The 14,489-nt window shown below is 60.4% G+C and carries 16 protein-coding genes; all 16 read right to left on the bottom strand.

The genetic code is table 11. From position 1 onward, the window contains the following. Positions 1-8: 8 nt before the first annotated feature. Positions 9-677: a hypothetical protein gene (locus AAHK21_RS01830; RefSeq protein WP_367856193.1), complete on the bottom strand. Its 669-nt coding sequence runs from the start codon at positions 675-677 to the stop codon at positions 9-11. Further along, entirely contained in the window at positions 674-1,183 is a 510-nt protein-coding gene (locus tag AAHK21_RS01825) for a PilL N-terminal domain-containing protein (protein ID WP_367856192.1), read from the bottom strand. The genes AAHK21_RS01830 and AAHK21_RS01825 overlap by 4 nt, the downstream gene beginning before the upstream one ends. Positions 1,184-1,527: 344 nt before the next feature. Beyond that, a complete protein-coding gene (locus AAHK21_RS01820; RefSeq protein ID WP_367856191.1) occupies positions 1,528-2,022 on the bottom strand; it encodes a JAB domain-containing protein in 495 nt (164 codons plus the stop codon). A gap of 68 nt (positions 2,023-2,090) precedes the next feature. After that, a complete protein-coding gene (locus tag AAHK21_RS01815) occupies positions 2,091-2,348 on the bottom strand; it encodes a hypothetical protein (RefSeq protein WP_367856190.1) in 258 nt (85 codons plus the stop codon). A 67-nt stretch (positions 2,349-2,415) separates the two neighbouring features. Continuing rightward, positions 2,416-2,943: an STY4534 family ICE replication protein gene (locus AAHK21_RS01810; protein ID WP_367856189.1), complete on the bottom strand. Its 528-nt coding sequence runs from the start codon at positions 2,941-2,943 to the stop codon at positions 2,416-2,418. 756 nt (positions 2,944-3,699) lie between these two features. Continuing rightward, a complete protein-coding gene (locus tag AAHK21_RS01805) occupies positions 3,700-5,673 on the bottom strand; it encodes a DNA topoisomerase III (protein ID WP_367856188.1) in 1,974 nt (657 codons plus the stop codon). A 56-nt stretch (positions 5,674-5,729) separates the two neighbouring features. After that, positions 5,730-6,167: a single-stranded DNA-binding protein gene (locus AAHK21_RS01800; protein WP_367856187.1), complete on the bottom strand. Its 438-nt coding sequence runs from the start codon at positions 6,165-6,167 to the stop codon at positions 5,730-5,732. Beyond that, complete coding sequence (locus tag AAHK21_RS01795; protein WP_367856186.1) at positions 6,164-6,673, bottom strand: DUF3158 family protein; 510 nt, start codon at positions 6,671-6,673, stop codon at positions 6,164-6,166. Before AAHK21_RS01795 ends, AAHK21_RS01800 begins: the two co-directional genes overlap by 4 nt. Beyond that, positions 6,670-7,425, bottom strand: coding sequence for a PFL_4669 family integrating conjugative element protein (locus tag AAHK21_RS01790; RefSeq protein ID WP_367856185.1), 756 nt, complete (start codon positions 7,423-7,425; stop codon positions 6,670-6,672). The genes AAHK21_RS01795 and AAHK21_RS01790 overlap by 4 nt, the downstream gene beginning before the upstream one ends. Positions 7,426-7,576: 151 nt before the next feature. Further along, on the bottom strand, positions 7,577-8,797 hold the full coding sequence (locus AAHK21_RS01785; RefSeq protein WP_367856184.1) for an STY4528 family pathogenicity island replication protein: 1,221 nt from the start codon (positions 8,795-8,797) through the stop codon (positions 7,577-7,579). Further along, entirely contained in the window at positions 8,791-9,342 is a 552-nt protein-coding gene (locus AAHK21_RS01780) for a DUF2857 domain-containing protein (RefSeq protein ID WP_367856183.1), read from the bottom strand. Before AAHK21_RS01780 ends, AAHK21_RS01785 begins: the two co-directional genes overlap by 7 nt. A gap of 16 nt (positions 9,343-9,358) precedes the next feature. Continuing rightward, the gene (locus tag AAHK21_RS01775; protein ID WP_367856182.1) at positions 9,359-10,894 is read right to left on the bottom strand and encodes a ParB family protein; all 1,536 of its coding nucleotides are present in this window, start codon (positions 10,892-10,894) and stop codon (positions 9,359-9,361) included. Between the two features lie 14 nt (positions 10,895-10,908). Next, positions 10,909-11,787 (bottom strand): ParA family protein, encoded by an 879-nt coding sequence (locus tag AAHK21_RS01770; RefSeq protein WP_367856181.1) that lies wholly within the window; start codon positions 11,785-11,787, stop codon positions 10,909-10,911. Between the two features lie 4 nt (positions 11,788-11,791). After that, the gene (locus AAHK21_RS01765; protein ID WP_367856180.1) at positions 11,792-12,007 is read right to left on the bottom strand and encodes an AlpA family transcriptional regulator; all 216 of its coding nucleotides are present in this window, start codon (positions 12,005-12,007) and stop codon (positions 11,792-11,794) included. 113 nt (positions 12,008-12,120) lie between these two features. Further along, complete coding sequence (locus AAHK21_RS01760) at positions 12,121-12,858, bottom strand: hypothetical protein (RefSeq protein WP_367856179.1); 738 nt, start codon at positions 12,856-12,858, stop codon at positions 12,121-12,123. 894 nt (positions 12,859-13,752) lie between these two features. Continuing rightward, entirely contained in the window at positions 13,753-14,256 is a 504-nt protein-coding gene (locus AAHK21_RS01755) for a hypothetical protein (RefSeq protein WP_367856178.1), read from the bottom strand. Positions 14,257-14,489 lie beyond the last annotated feature (233 nt).

Below are 14,489 nucleotides of genomic sequence, written 5' to 3'. Positions count from 1 at the left end.
TCACCTCCTCACGGGATGGGCAGTGTGCGATCACCATGGCCCGGGACGTGGAACACGGCCTGGCCCTCGCGAATGGCCCGTAGTTGCCAGCCGTTCAAGCTGTCACCGGGCTGGAGCAGGTGCACGGTCGACAGTGCTTGGGCGCCGGCAGGCAGGGCGGCCACGAACCTGAGGCTGCCGCGCGTCTCGATACCCTGCAGGGTGAAGGGCGGCTGCGGCGCTTTGGCTTTTGATTGATTGCTGATGGGGGATGTTGGGGAGGAAGGGGCGGCCGGCACTTTAGGGGCGGTCGAGAGATTCTCGAGTAGCACTTCTGCCGCGCCCATGCGTTGCGCCAAGGCGGTCAGATCGGCGCCGCTCGGTCCTGGCGGTACCGCTTGCAGGGCCCTGACGGACGCCGCCAACTCGTCGAGTTGCTGGCCGAGCGTTGCCTGTGCACTGGTGTGCTGGTGTTGTGAGACTTCCAGTGCCGCGACTTGTGGTGGCAGCGTGGCGAGCGTGCTGCGCAATTCACCGATATCGCGGCGCAATGACGGGCTGGGATCAGCCGGCGTATTGCGTGCGGCGGTCTGCAGTTCAGCCAGTTGCTGGTGCTGGTTGTAGCTTTCGGCAGCGAGGACGGCGGCACCCAGGCACAGGGCGCCGATCACCAAGGCCTGAAAATGGTGAACCTTCATGGCGCGGTCTCCAGTGTCGAGAAGGGTGGTTCGGGCGTGGGCAGACGCAGGACGTGGCACACGGTCCGCTCGACCGGGTCAATGTCCAGTCGCCAAGCGGGGCCGCCGATGACGGTCAAGGCATCCAGTAGCGAGATCGGTCCGAGGTCGTGATGGACGGCGGGCAAGGGGCGGCCGAACAACCGCGCCACGGCAGGGCTGTCGGGACAGAGGGAGTAGCCCGAGTGCTGCAGCACGTGGCGCAGTGCTTCACCGACCGTCGCGTGCAGCGCGGGGGCGATCTGGAGGTTGACCAACTGATACAGCGGTTGGCGCTGTTCTAGCGTTGGCCGGGTGCTGGCCAAGGTGTAGCGGTCCTGGCGGACCCAGGCGGGTACCGGGGATTTTGGCTTGGCCGCTGCGGTCGGGGCCGGTGCAGGTGGTGCAGGGGTGGGCGCCGGTGGCGGCGTTCTGCAGCCCAGCAACGTGAGCATCAGTCCAAGCGTGAAGAAGGTGGGGGTATGCATGACCAGGTCTCGACAAAAGATGCCGACACCTTGTCGAAAAGCCAGAGTGCGCCCCCACTGAAAAATCGAATCTCGCCGGCCGAATTACGCTGGCGTAACCATGAAAAAGGCGCCCGGAGGGCGCCTTGAGGTCAATCTTCGGTGAACAACGGCAGTTCGGGGAGGGGCCGCGCATCAGGGTCGAAGATCAGCAATCGTCGGCATAGGTGATCTGCATCACGCGTTCGTAGCTCAGACCCTGAACGCCGCGGAGGAAGGGATTATGAATGGGAGTGGACATGAGAGCGCTCCAAGAAGGCGAAGGTCACCCCGTACAGGCAGTGACCCTCCAAGTGGCGGGATGGTCAGATCCAGCCGTAATCGGCCAGCGACAGCGGCGTGCCTTCACCCACGATGATGTGGTCCAGCACACGTACCTCAACCAGGGCCAAGGCTTCGATCAGGCGGTTGGTGAGCACCCGATCGGCACCGCTCGGTTCCGAGCAGCCAGAGGGGTGGTTGTGGCTGAAGATCACCGCGGCGGCGTTGTGCTCGAGTGCCTTGACGACGACTTGGCGCGGGTACACGGAGGCACCGTCGATGCTGCCGGTGAAGAGGATGTCGAAGCTCAGCACGCGGTGGCGCGAGTCTAGGCAGAGCAGGGCAAACACCTCATGGTGATAGGGTGCGAGCTGCAATTTCAGATAGGACGCTGCATCGCAAGGCGTGATCAGTTGTTCGCCGCGCTGAAAGTAACGTTGATCCAGCAATTCCAACGCTTCGGTCAGCAGCGCATCCTCGCGGGCACGCTGGGCCAACGCAGGGTCGAGACGCTCGACTCGGTTCTGGGCAATGTTCAAGGGCAATTCCTCGTGGGAGACGGAGCGCTCCCGGGGGGAGTGCCCCAGGCTGGTAAGAGAGTGGTGAGTCACAGGCGCGTAAAGCGATGTCGAACACCGTGCAGTGGGCTGTGGCAGCCCTCGCACGGTCGGGTGGAAAAGACCTCGATGCCAGTGCCAGTCCAGGGATCGAAATCAGCACTCAGTGGCAACAAGTTTTGCAGTTCGCTGCGCATATGGGCGATGCGTTGGTCGACCTCAGCATCGCTGTAGTACAGCGACAGTGCACTGAAGTCGTCATACGCGACTGCCTGCAAGCAGTCCTCGCATAGCCAGAAGCTTTCCATGGCGGCCTCCGACGTAGATGAACCACAGGCGTTCGTGAAAACGCCTGTGGTTGCCGGTCAAGCTGCCTTAGGCAGACTGGCGAGCTGCGGTGGATTTGCGTGCAGCGGCCGGGGCAGGCTGACGCTGTTCGGCGTCAGTGTCTGTCTCGTCCACTTCCGCTTCAGCCTCAGGGGCCGCAGCAGACTCGGTGCGAGCAGGTGCTCGGTAGCTGAACTGGCCATCGACCTTGATCCACTCGATGAAGATCAGTCGGCCTTTGAGGCTGGCGCCGGGTTGCCCCTTGCGCTCACCTTTCTCGTACAGGAACGGATCGACCCAGAGGTCGCCGATGCGAAACGCGATGAGTACCTTGCGTTCCGCGCGGACGTCTTCCAGGTGCTCACGGATCAGCCGGTCGGCTTCGCCGCTGGCGACCTTGCAATCGAAGCGGGTGTACTCGACCTCGTCCGAGGCACCGTGCAAGGCCGCGATGTCACAGGCCATGAACGCTTGTCCACGGCGGACAGGGACTTCGCGAACACGGTTCAGGTAACCGATGCCTTGGGTGTGCAGGTTGAAGTAGGTGGTGGGGGCGTTATTGCTTGCAGTAGTCATGGTGAAGCTCCTGTTCAGCAGAAACGCGGACATTCACCGGCCCTGGCGGCTGGTAAGGTCCGCAAGGGAGAGGTGCAAAAACGTGATCGGTGTGGAGGGCGCTCATCACCGAGGGATCGATGACCGTGCGAGCTGCCGAGCGCGAGTCGCACTTGGGTAGAACCACCCGAAGCGGGCACAGCCTTGAAGGTCCTGGCTGCCTGGGTGCTGTCAACGACAGCGGTGTGCAGCTCATCTATAAGACGCCGCCAAAGGCGCGTCAACCAAGGATTGCAGGCGGTCTGAGCGAGGGGAATCGGGTGGCTTTCAGTGGATTCAGGGCGGCGAAAAAATAGCCCGACGGTCATCAGGCTAGGAGGAGAGGGACCACCTTTGACTCGTATCCGGACAGCCAAGTCATCGCAAACTTCAAGCTGTCGTTCAGCGCAATCAACCGACCCTTGTCGTGGCCTGGGTCGGAACCAACTGGCACGCATCCGCGCACAAAAGGTGCCCAGTCTTTCGCCGGCGGGCACCGGGGCTGAGCATGGCCGCCGAAGCGGATGACCCCTGCGGCCTGACACAAGCCGCGCGGGTCATCCGCCTCAGTCAGACGCTGATTACATAAGGTGGTCGCTGGGAGCGGTGGAGAAGAGGGCTCCGAACTCACTGAGTCTGACCGAGCTGCCCGGAGCGAATCGGTCTGGGATCGCCAGGGGCGATGGGCCGTCCCACTACAGCAGCGCCGCCGGTCGACGTCAAGCGTTGGCGTCACCGCTATTTGGATCTGACCGGGCGCTTGCTCGTCTTCACGGGCTTCGTGCCCTTGCACTCCGGGTAGCGCGTACACGACCAGAAGTCTCCGGTGCGGCCCTTGCGCTGGCGCATTGCACTGCGACACACCGGGCAACTTGGTCTCTTGGGGGCTGGTAGCGGAAGCGTGAGCGAGCGGTGGTTTTGTACCAGCTGAGTCAGCCATGCCGCCTGCTTGGCGAGGAAGGTATCGACACTGAGCTGGCCTGACTCGATACGGTCCAGCGCCTGCTCCCAAAGAGCGGTCAGTACAGGATCGGCGACCTCCCGTGGTACGGCTTCGATCAGCGTGTGCGCGGCGGCCGATGCCGCGAGGCTGCGCCTTTTTTTCTGCAAGTACCCGTGATTAATCAAGCCCTGGATGATCGCCGCGCGGGTGGCCTCGGTACCAATGCCGATACTGTCCTTGAGCTTTTGCTTGAGCCGCGGATCGTCCACCTGGTTGGCAATGGTCTTCATCGCTTTGACCAGGGTGCCTTCGGTAAAGGCTTTCGGCGGTTGGGTCCGCTGAGCGGAGACCATGGCGTTCAGCAGCGTGATGTCAGCGCCTTCGCGCAACGTGGGCAGCGGTTGGCTAGGTTCTGGCCGGTCGCTGTCACCGAGCTCGTCGATCACGGCTTTCCAGCCGCGCACCTGGATCTGCTTGCCGCGGGCGATCAGGCGGTCTTGACCCTCCTGCAGCAGCACCTGGCTCTTCAGATATTCATGATCAGGGAGGAATTGGGCCAGGTAGCGGGCGCGGATCAGCGAGTAGACGGCGCGCTCCTGCTCGGACAACTTCGCCAGGTCGATGACCACTGCGGTGGGGATGATGCCGTGGTGCGCGGTGATCTTGGCCGTGTTCCAGGCGCGCGACCGTCGCGCTGGGTCAGCCAATTTCAAGCACTGTGCTAGGGACGGCGACGCGGCGGCGAGCGCTCGCAGTACCTTGGGCACGTCATCCAGCATGCTCTCGGGCAGGAAGCCGCAGTCGGTCCGCGGGTAGGTCGTGGCCTTATGGTTCTCGTACAACGCCTGCGCAGCGGCCAGCGTTTCTTGAACGCCGAGTCCCAGCATGGCGGAACAGACTTCCTGCAGGGTACCCAAGTCAAAAAGAAGGGGCGGGCCTTCGCGAACGGCTTCGATCTCGACGCTGCCGACCTGCACCAAGGCTCGACGCTCAAGTCGTGCAGCGGCCTCCTGCGCAGCGGTCTCGGTGAGACACCTTCCACTGTCATCGCACGCTGGCACCGGGGGTTGCCAGCGTGCGCGAAAGCACGTCCCGTCGGCCTCCAACGTGGCTTCAACGGTCCAGAACGGAGTGGCGACAAAGCTGGCGATGGCGCGATCGCGCTCGACCACCAAGCGCAACGTTGGTGTCTGCACCCTTCCCACCGGTAGTATCCCGTCAAAACCGGCACGCCGGCCCAGCAGTGTAAACAGGCGGCTGAGGTTGATGCCGATCAGCCAGTCGGCTCGCGATCGCGCCAGTGCGCAGTGATACAGCGGCAGGGTCTGCTCGCCCGGACGCAGGGCGGCCAAAGCCCGGCGAATCGATGCCTCATCCAGGGCAGACAACCACAGACGCTGGATCGGACCGCGGTACTGGCAACGCTCAATGATTTCGCGAGCGATCATCTCGCCCTCGCGATCGGCGTCGGTGGCGATTACCACCTCGGAGCATGACTGCAGCAGACCTTGGATAACCTTCAGCTGCTTGGCCACCTTCGGCTTTACTACGACCTGCCACCGTTCGGGGATGATGGGCAGATCCTCCAGGGTCCAGCGCTTGTAGCGCTCGCCATAGCTTTCCGGTGGTGCGGTCTCCAGCATATGGCCCACGCACCAGGTCACCGACACTCCGGACCCCGCCAGGCAGCCGTCGCTGCGCCGCGTGGCTTGGAGGACGCGAGCGACATCGCGGGCTTGCGAAGGCTTTTCACAGATGAACAGACGCATGAGCAGACACTCCCAGTCGGTTCGCTCGGCCAGTCCACCGAGTGCCACAAATCACCCTACTTGCGCGGGGTCTTCTTGCTCGCGGGTTTACGGCTAGTGCTGGCGCCGTCGCCTTTGCCGCCGTCCTGGTTCTTCTCGCGCATGGTCACCGACGCCAGACGGTGGGGCAGAATGCCAATGCGCCGGGCCTCGACCTTGAACGTCACTCGCGCGTTGTCCTCGCTGTCCTCCCACTCCTCTTTGACCGTACGGCCCTCGACCAGGATGCGCATGCCCTTTTGGAACAGCGTGCACCAGTGCTCGGCATCGCGATGCCAGAGTTCAACCGGGGCCCAGTAACCACCGCGATCCTCGTAGTTGCCGTCACGCGGTACCGGGTTGTCAAAATACACATTGAGTCGCAGCAGGCGGCGCGGCTCTTCGGGGTTGGTGTTGAACTCCAGAAACTCGGGGACGCTGCCGATGTTGCCTTCGCCAACAAATAACGTGCTCATGGGATTGACTCCGGGTGGGGGGAAACGGAACTGCCGAGGGCGACCTCGGCGTCGAGTAGCTGGTTGGCGGACGCCGAGGCCTGGCGGTGCAGTGAGTGCAGGCTGCTCATTTGCAGGTTCAGCACCACGCGGTTGACCTCCAGCTGGTGCAGCGCCTCGCGCACGGCAGGTGTCAGGCGCGGCTGCTCCATCGCCTGCTTCCACACCTCGGCACCCATGCGGCTGAAATCCCGGCTGCGCCAGCGCAAAAAGTCCGTCCCAGCCGCGCTGTGCTGCACCACCAACCGCAGGTCCAGCAGCGAGAAGGGCGGCTGCGCCACCATCGCCAGCATGCCTGCCATCAGCCCCGCGACCTGGGTACGCAGGCGCAGGAGCGATTCGGCGAACTGCTGCAGCTCCCCCTTACCCTTAAAAGGCTTTAAAAGGCCTTTTAGGGAGGCACCCTGTTCGAGCTGACGATAAGCATCCGTTGAAACGCGCCGTGCGATGGCTTCGGCCAGGGTCATGCGTCACCGCCTTCCGCCGCGGGCGGCGGGATCAGGGGCTCGTCGACGATTTCAGCCGGCGCTGTGGCCAGACTTGCGTCCATCGCTTGGCGCAGAATGGGTGGAGCAAAGCGGGAGCGGCGCGTGCCCTCGAGGACGTCCTGCGGGGGTAAGCCGAACTTGTCCACGGCCTCCCTCGCGCGGGCGTTGTTGGCCGCCACGTCGTCGCGGCTGACGCCGGCCAGGCGGTAGCGCTGGGCCAGGCCGAACACGCTGCGCAGCAGGTGCGCGCCGCGGTCGATCCAGATCTCCATGTCGCCCCGGCCAATCAGCGCGGTGTGATGCGCCAGCAGTACCCGCCGCACTAAGGTGTCGTAATCGGTCAGCAGGTACACGGCGAGAAAGCCGAGCTGACTGCCGATGAACAGCGGCAGGGTTACGGGATGGATATTGAGGTTTTCGCCGACATCAACTTGAGTGGGCAGGTCGCGTTCCACCAAGCTGACTTGTTCGGTCAACGTCTGCAGATCAGCCTTTGCCTGCAGCAGCTTGTCTTCGAGTTGCAGCATGAACCAGTCGGCGAAGGGATCGTCCTGACTGCAGGCTTGCTTGAGCAGGTTGGTCACGCTGATGTAGCCAGCCATGCCGAGGATGCCATGGACGCCCTCGCGAGCGGCCCGTCCTTGCCACAGTCGCGCGGCATGGTGGGTGTGCAGGGTGAGCGTGATGCTGCTGCGCAATGAGCCCAGGTTGAGCTGGTAGTGATCGACCATCGCCGGATCCTCGCCATTGAAGTGAGTCAGACGATGAGCTGTGTCATCGCCCTCGGCGTGGATCAACGCGAAGGTGCTGGGCTCGCATTTTCAAACAGTGGACGTCCCTGGATTTGATCACACTAGGCATCAAATCCACTGTGTTCCGGTGCTAGGTCGATGCACTGGGGACACGGCAACGCAGTTTGAGTTCTTCCAGGCAGGCGAGGGCAAGCGGTGAGGCGGTGCGCTGCTCGCCGGGCTGCCGACGCTCGCAAGGTGTTTCAGGTTTCGGCACCGCAGTCGGCGTGTGACTAAGTTTGTGCTCTGGAGCAGTCGTATCGCTGCGTGCGGCCCACAGGTTGAACTCGCCGCTGCACGCCCGCTTGATCAACCCCATCAGATAGGCGACCGGTTTACGGATCTCGCCACGGGCGCAGCGCACCGCCGCTTCGTTGATTACCGCTTGTTGCTGTTCCGGCTCAAGCGGGCGCATCGCCTGAAAGGCCATGCGCCGCTCGGCAGGGCTCAGTTTGAGATCCTCTGGCCAGCGCGCTCGTCCAAACTCCACTTGCGCCAGTACTGTACTTTTTTTGTTTTTGTCTTTCTGTACTGTACGGCCGTCGTCGGCATTCCGAACGGCAGCGGAAACAGGGGTTCTGCCGCAGGATTCGGAATCCGGCCTCGGGGCCGTGAGATTCTGAACCGGGTGACCTTCGCCGCGTTCGGAATCCGCCGCCTCGTCGTTGGTCAGTTGCAGCGAGTGTTGCTCCGCCACGGCCGGGAGTGTTGCAAGCAGGGCTTTGTCGGCGGTAACGACCTTCGGGTCGGCTTGAATTTCCGCGATCACATGCTTGGCGACATCCCTGACACCCTTGGTGGCATGGGTCAGATTCTGCAGCAGCAGTGATCGGTAGCCACTGTCGAGCTCCAGCTGCTCGGCCGCCGTCAACGGATCTCCGTGGAGGACAAAGACGCAGCCGCGCAGACAGCCCTGTGCATCCCGCGAGCGCTCGACCAGGCTGAGCCAGCGGGTGGTGCGTAAGACATTGAGCGCCCGGGCGATCGTTTCACGGGAGGCCTGGGTGCCGCAGGGGCTGGTGGCCAGGTAGGGCTGAAGGTCCTGATACCGCGGTGTCTGCACCTTGCGCTCGGTGATCAACCAGCGCAGGATCTGCCAGGTGTTGCGCTCCAGCGGCGTGAGGCGACGGTCGAGCAACAGCTTCATCGGCAGTGGATCGTTGTCGCCATAGTAGATCGTGCGTACCGGTGCTTCCGCAGCAGCGGCCTCTGCCAATTTTGCCTGGGCGGCCTGCCATTCCAAACGCCGCCGAAGTGCGTCGTAGCACTGTCGCACCACGTCCTGCCAGTCGACCTCGTAAAAGCTCAGCATGGGGCACCTCCGTACAATTCGATCTGTTGCCAGATCAGCGTCAGGCTGATGTGCTGCTCTTCGGCGAGCATCATCATCGCGTCGAGTGGATCATTCTCCGGGTCTTCCTCACGCAACTGACTCCAGCGGTTCCACACCGCATGCTCCTGGGCCTCGGTGAGCTGTACCGGTCGACCACGGTGAGTTTCGATTTTTAGGACCCGGCGGCGCAGGGCGGTTTCTGAATGGTCCATGCCGAAGCAGCGGTACATGATGCTCGAGCTGGCGCCGAGCTTCAGTGCCCGATTGATCAACCGCTCGTTCAGCTCATCCCGCTCCGCCTGGGCAATGAGCCGTCGCAGTACGGTGGTATCGACCTTGATCTCCACCCAGCTGATCGTCGAATGCGCCAGCTGCGACAGCGTGGTCGGCGGCAGCGACTGCAGCACCTCAATGTCCTCATCTGCCAGTCCGAGCGCTTTGCAGCGTTGCAAACGCCCGTGGCGCAGCTCATGCAGAACCTGGTTCAACATGGCATGGTTCAGCAGGTTGAAAGTTGTGGTCATGAGGTGGCTCCTCACGTTAACGGAGGGTCGACAGCGTGGTATTGATCAGCTGCCGTGCATGGCGAATCAGGGCAAACAATTGCTCCAGTTGCTCGTCTGGCAAGCGCTCCAGGCCAATGGTAAGGGCGGGGCGCTCGGCAAACGGCAGGTCGTAAGCGCCAATCAGCAATTGCCCAAACAGGGCGGCTGGCAACTGTTGGCGTTGCGACCAGGCCACGTCATCCTGCAGGCGCAACAGCGCCGAGAGCAGCAGTTGGATGCCCGTGCGTCGAGGGGTGAGGGTGGCGTCCTGGTCCAGAGCGAGGATGAAACCGAGGCCCTCTGATTGCCGAAGCACCAAGTCGTCGGCATCGGCGTAAACCGCGAGGTCTTTCGCCAGCTCGGCACAGAGTTCCCGCAGGCCGTCGATGTCATCGGTAGCTCCAAATCTGGAGTTCGCCGAATCCGTAGTGCTTCGGTCTGAATCATCGACCTCAGATGGCCCGATCCCGGACGATTCGTTTCCGAGCGCTTGCAGGATATGCGGTAGCCGAGGTTCCGGGGGGGGAGTGTCTTCAAAACTGGCCACGCCCGGATCAACATTCGGCGTCTCAGGAATTTGCGCTGAGTTGATAACCTGATTCGCTGATGGTCCTGGGCTGGGGTGTGCGTCATATTGCGATAGGCTCGGCATTGGCGATGCCAGGTTCGGCAGCGCGGGGCAATCCTGGTGGATGTCCAGCGCCAGGACTCGCGGCGATTGGTTCAGGTACACAGCCATCTTGGCGATGAGCTCATCCTGCAGATCGCTGACATCCAATACGGGTTTCTCGTCATCGAACACGGACAGCACCTCCATCCAGAGCAGCGCGAACTGCTGGGGATCACCGAAATACTTATTCCAGGTCGATTCCGCTCGGCGTCGCAGGGTAATCACGCGCTCGATGTTGGGTTTGCCGAGGCCTGCATAGAGCACTTGGGGAATGGAGGGCAGCAGGAATTCGAGTGCGTCGAACATGCGGCTGATGTGCGATTGCGAGACGGGATACCCACCCTTGCTCAAACGTGTTGCGAGCTCACGCTGACTCAGGGCCTCGCCGGGCTCCTGGAGCATGTCCAGCAGTTTCGCGACTGCCAGCGCCCGCTCGATGAACGTCAGTTGCCCATGCAGATCACTCTCTGCCAAGTGCCCGAGCAAGGCATGCGACTCGGATTGCCAGGGGCGGAACAGGCAGTTAAGACGGAAGAATCGCTCCTCACGGGTTTCCTGCCACAGCTCGCCGAGGATGCTCAGGCGAGTGTTGCCGCCATTGCGGATGATGAAGTGGTGCTCGTTGGGCCGGCGTGTGATGGAAGGTGGGTGGTCCAGACCCCGTTCACGAATGGAGGCTTTGAGCTCGTCGTACAGCGGGTTACGCACCACACGAGGATTCAGTTCGTAGGGGCGCAATTGCTCCAGCGTCACGACCATAGCCGTTTCACCGACCGGACTGGCCAGCTGTTCTCGGCTCTTCTGCGGGAAGTGTGCTCGCTGCAGTTGCCGGGTGACCTCTTCGGAGGTTGGCGGTTTCATCTCGCATCCTCCGATCAATTTTGCCCAGCCAGCCGACTGCGATTGGTATCCGCTAGCCGGCGACCATTCACGGTCGCCAGGCAGAGCTTGTCCGCCCACTCTGGAAACAACTCGACCGCCAGGCTAGTCATTACGGCCGCTGCGCAGCGGCCCCGGCTACCAGGTGCTGGTGTGGCTTCGACACGATGCACCGGCAGGCCCTGCGACGCTGCGTTGAGGTACGCTACCCGGTCCGGGATTATGGTGTCGCAGACGCTGACATGCGGATCACCTTCAAAGGTCGTCTGCAGGCTCTGCATGATCAGACGAGTGTCGCGGCGGTTGGCATTGACTTGGTTGAGCAGCAGCTTCACCGACGGTAGCGCCACCCCCAGATGCCGATAGGGCTCCAGCTCTTCGAGCAGCCCCAGCGTGCCACGACGAAGTTCGCGCGCGGCGAGCATCTCCGGGGGGAGAGGACACAGGGCGCAATCCGAGGCGAGGACTGCCATTTCCACCACCACACTCCGGGCACCTTGCGTATCCACGATCATCACATCGAACTGATCGGCGAACGCCGGCAGCAGATTGCGCAGGCGCAGGCGGCCATCGGCGGCATGCAGCAACAGGGTGCTCAAGTGGCCCGCCCGGTCGTTGGAAACAATCAGCGACAGGCGGGGAATGACCGTTGCCGTGATGATCTGCTCTGTGACCGTGAGCCCTTCGGTGATCAGCTCGTAGCACCCGACTTCACACGGTAGGGTCAAGGCGTAGTAGCTGGACAGGGTTGGCTGGCTGTCGAGGTCCAACATCAACACCCGGAGCCCCGCATCGGCGAGCAGGCCGCTAAGGTTGGCGGCGACCGTGGTCTTGCCAGCGCCGCCCTTGGTCGAGATCAACGAGAAGACTTTCATGATCTCAATCCCCGGTGGAGAGGCGATCTTGGACCCACTGCTCGATCTCGAGCGAATCCCACCCGACAGCGCGCGTGCCTATGCGACGGCACAGGGGGAACTGGCCAGCTTTCATCAGGTTGTATATGTGTGAGCGTTTGAAGCCGGTTTTCTGTTCTACCTCATCTCGTCGCATGATGTGGCGGTCGGCGGCAGTGGAGCTAGGGGCTGTCGGTTGCATGATGTCACTCCTTAGCACCGAATGGCGCGTGGTGGGATGTGACACTCAGTCAACAACTGGAATCCCTGAAAGTCATTGCCAGGCAATTGCTCCAATTGCCTGGCAATCGCGGCTCATGCTTGTTCGGCTTGGGCGAAACGGCGTCGGGCTTCGGCAAATTTCCGATCAAGGGTGCGTTTACTTAACCCAGGTATAGTGGGACATCGAGTGATAATGGCCTGAACAATCGCTGCTTGGTTCTTATAAATAGACTGTACCTGCCCATCTCTTGACTTGCCGAGTGTGACCTCAAGAAGCGAGCCGATAATCATGTGGAACACCATATTGGAAAGCTCCGACGGTACATCATAACCATCCAGCTGGTTTGACTGGGCCTGACGTTCACTCAGTAAAGCCTCCAAGTCACTGGAAAGGGTGATGAGCTCTTGCCGAAGTTTCTCGAGCTCACGTTGCTGGGCCTGTAACTCAGCGCTCTGGGCGAGGTAGGCGCCGAGGCTAATGCAGTGGGAGTGGGCGTTGGCTGACCCAAAAAGGAAGCTCGGTTTGTCATCGGGGTAGTATCTGGCAATCCACATGCGTAGATCAGAATGGCGGATTGTGAGAAAGGCCCATTCAACGCTGCCCTCGGAAGCAACGGGCTGCCCAAGGAAGGTCGCTGGTAGTTCCCTACATACAATCGCGTCATAGATGCGTTCGGTGTAGGCATGGAGGATTGGCCACTGAGGGAAACAATGCAGGAGTTTATCGGGGCTAGACACATCGACCTGTCTGATCTCAGCTTCGAAAGAGGTCAGGCCAGACCACAAAATCGCAGCATCTAATGGGTGGTAGAAGTTTCTAATCGAGACCATGTAACAGCCTCCTCGATATCGTCCATGATCCGCACATTAAGGGGAAATACACGTTCTTTCTTACTTGGCGGATAGTTGGAGAATAAAAAAGGTTTTTAGGATTTGTTTGTTTGCTTTTACAAAGGTTTAGGTAGAAGACTGCAAGATAAGTTGTGAATGAAATCACTGAAATTCCATGCTACCCCGGACGTACTTCGTTACTTGGAACGGCAGTGATCTCATGGCTGGAAAGCCTAGCACTGTTAGGTGCTTTTTGAAAATTCGTTTCGACTTTTGCCCCCCCGTCCTAGTAGGCATCAAACGGATGCACGCTCGTGGTCCTTCACAGCCAGGCGCCGTTGTCGAGGTAAATGCTGCGGGTTGAAGTGCCAGGGGAGCGTAAACCTAAGACTGGATTACACTTTTTCCCGCTGAACAGATTGGTCATTCCGTTGCGTAATTGTGCGAATCATTATCTTAAGATTGTCCATTCTTACTTGGCTTAAACATTGAGTCGCTAGGTGCCAGCGTTAACTCAGCGATGTACAGCTGTGCGGTGGCAGAAGGTCACAGGCTTCTATTTCCCAGTCGACTGCGCATCAGGGTGGACGCAACACTATGTAAGCTCAGTTTTGAGGAAGGGGTATGGAGTGGCTCTGAATGCCTGTAGCGTCTAAGTGTCATAGGTTTGAGTTTAAGCGTGCAAGCTTTTAGTGGCCTGCTTCCGCCATACCGAGGCGGTTGTACCTGAAAGAATACATTAGCTATTAAAGTTTGGGCTTACTAGTGAGGTGGGGATTGCGTCCACCCCACCGCCTCGAGGGTTGCTTCAAAATATTCATTCTCACCTTGAAGCTCGCTTTTTGCCATATGAGCCACCTTTGATGATATCTAATGCTGGCAGTCTAAAAGTTCTCAGCGAACAGAGGCTTGCCACTTTGCAAGGATTCGATCATGGGTGGCCGCATCCAAACATAGTGAAGAATATCCCTCCATCGTAAGACAGCGCACCTGATCCGTATTGATTACTAACATGAACTGACGCTTGGAGGCTCCGCGCGAATAGTATCCGGCTGCATAGCCATAAATATGTACCCCGTTATCCCTGTGAAACTCGCTGAGCTTATGCGTCTTCCACGGCATCTCAAGTATTTTCGCCGGCCATCGATGATGATAGAAGCCTGCCCGCAGTGACAATTCGCCCTCGTGGATCGTTGCCCGATTCCATCCCATTTGCCAGCCTAGGACTGCCGCAAGCACCGCCAGTATTACTGTTGCGATCCACGAGGCCAACGAGGCGCTGCCAGAACTTCCGAAAATACGGCCGAGCATAACAAAGATCAGAACCAACCCAGCGAACCCGACCACGTTGAAACAAATCACCTTCCGGCTGATAACAATTGAAGTTTCGTTGCTCATATTGGCAATGTCTCCTTTTATAGGCTTTCAAGTACAGAATAACTAAACAACACTGACGGTTTATTTTTCGCCAGCAGGCATGAGACTTATGGCGGCGTACAGAGCGCAACTCATCTTCCAGCAAAGTCTTTTGGTTTAGATGATCACAAGCACTGCTCGCCTAAAGCAATACTATTTCAGCGATTGCGGTATCGTGCGCTAACTTGCTAAGTGATGTGCATGAATAGTGGTTC

It is taken from the genome of Pseudomonas sp. TE50-2 (genome assembly GCF_040813665.1).
GTDB lineage: Bacteria > Pseudomonadota > Gammaproteobacteria > Pseudomonadales > Pseudomonadaceae > Aquipseudomonas > Aquipseudomonas soli.
Note: the sequence above shows the minus strand (reverse complement) of the source record. Positions and strands in the feature narration are given on the sequence as shown.

Bases quoted from the DNA above. Each gene is read 5' to 3' on its own strand.
- AAHK21_RS01830 (WP_367856193.1), bottom strand. From the start codon at position 677: ATGAAGGTTCACCATTTTCAGGCCTTGGTGATCGGCGCCCTGTGCCTG.
- AAHK21_RS01825 (WP_367856192.1), bottom strand. From the start codon at position 1,183: ATGCATACCCCCACCTTCTTCACGCTTGGACTGATGCTCACGTTGCTG.
- AAHK21_RS01815 (WP_367856190.1), bottom strand. From the start codon at position 2,348: ATGGAAAGCTTCTGGCTATGCGAGGACTGCTTGCAGGCAGTCGCGTAT.
- AAHK21_RS01810 (WP_367856189.1), bottom strand. From the start codon at position 2,943: ATGACTACTGCAAGCAATAACGCCCCCACCACCTACTTCAACCTGCAC.
- AAHK21_RS01805 (WP_367856188.1), bottom strand. From the start codon at position 5,673: ATGCGTCTGTTCATCTGTGAAAAGCCTTCGCAAGCCCGCGATGTCGCT.
- AAHK21_RS01800 (WP_367856187.1), bottom strand. From the start codon at position 6,167: ATGAGCACGTTATTTGTTGGCGAAGGCAACATCGGCAGCGTCCCCGAG.
- AAHK21_RS01795 (WP_367856186.1), bottom strand. From the start codon at position 6,673: ATGACCCTGGCCGAAGCCATCGCACGGCGCGTTTCAACGGATGCTTAT.
- AAHK21_RS01790 (WP_367856185.1), bottom strand. From the start codon at position 7,425: ATGGTCGATCACTACCAGCTCAACCTGGGCTCATTGCGCAGCAGCATC.
- AAHK21_RS01785 (WP_367856184.1), bottom strand. From the start codon at position 8,797: ATGCTGAGCTTTTACGAGGTCGACTGGCAGGACGTGGTGCGACAGTGC.
- AAHK21_RS01780 (WP_367856183.1), bottom strand. From the start codon at position 9,342: ATGACCACAACTTTCAACCTGCTGAACCATGCCATGTTGAACCAGGTT.
- AAHK21_RS01775 (WP_367856182.1), bottom strand. From the start codon at position 10,894: ATGAAACCGCCAACCTCCGAAGAGGTCACCCGGCAACTGCAGCGAGCA.
- AAHK21_RS01770 (WP_367856181.1), bottom strand. From the start codon at position 11,787: ATGAAAGTCTTCTCGTTGATCTCGACCAAGGGCGGCGCTGGCAAGACC.
- AAHK21_RS01765 (WP_367856180.1), bottom strand. From the start codon at position 12,007: ATGCAACCGACAGCCCCTAGCTCCACTGCCGCCGACCGCCACATCATG.
- AAHK21_RS01760 (WP_367856179.1), bottom strand. From the start codon at position 12,858: ATGGTCTCGATTAGAAACTTCTACCACCCATTAGATGCTGCGATTTTG.
- AAHK21_RS01755 (WP_367856178.1), bottom strand. From the start codon at position 14,256: ATGAGCAACGAAACTTCAATTGTTATCAGCCGGAAGGTGATTTGTTTC.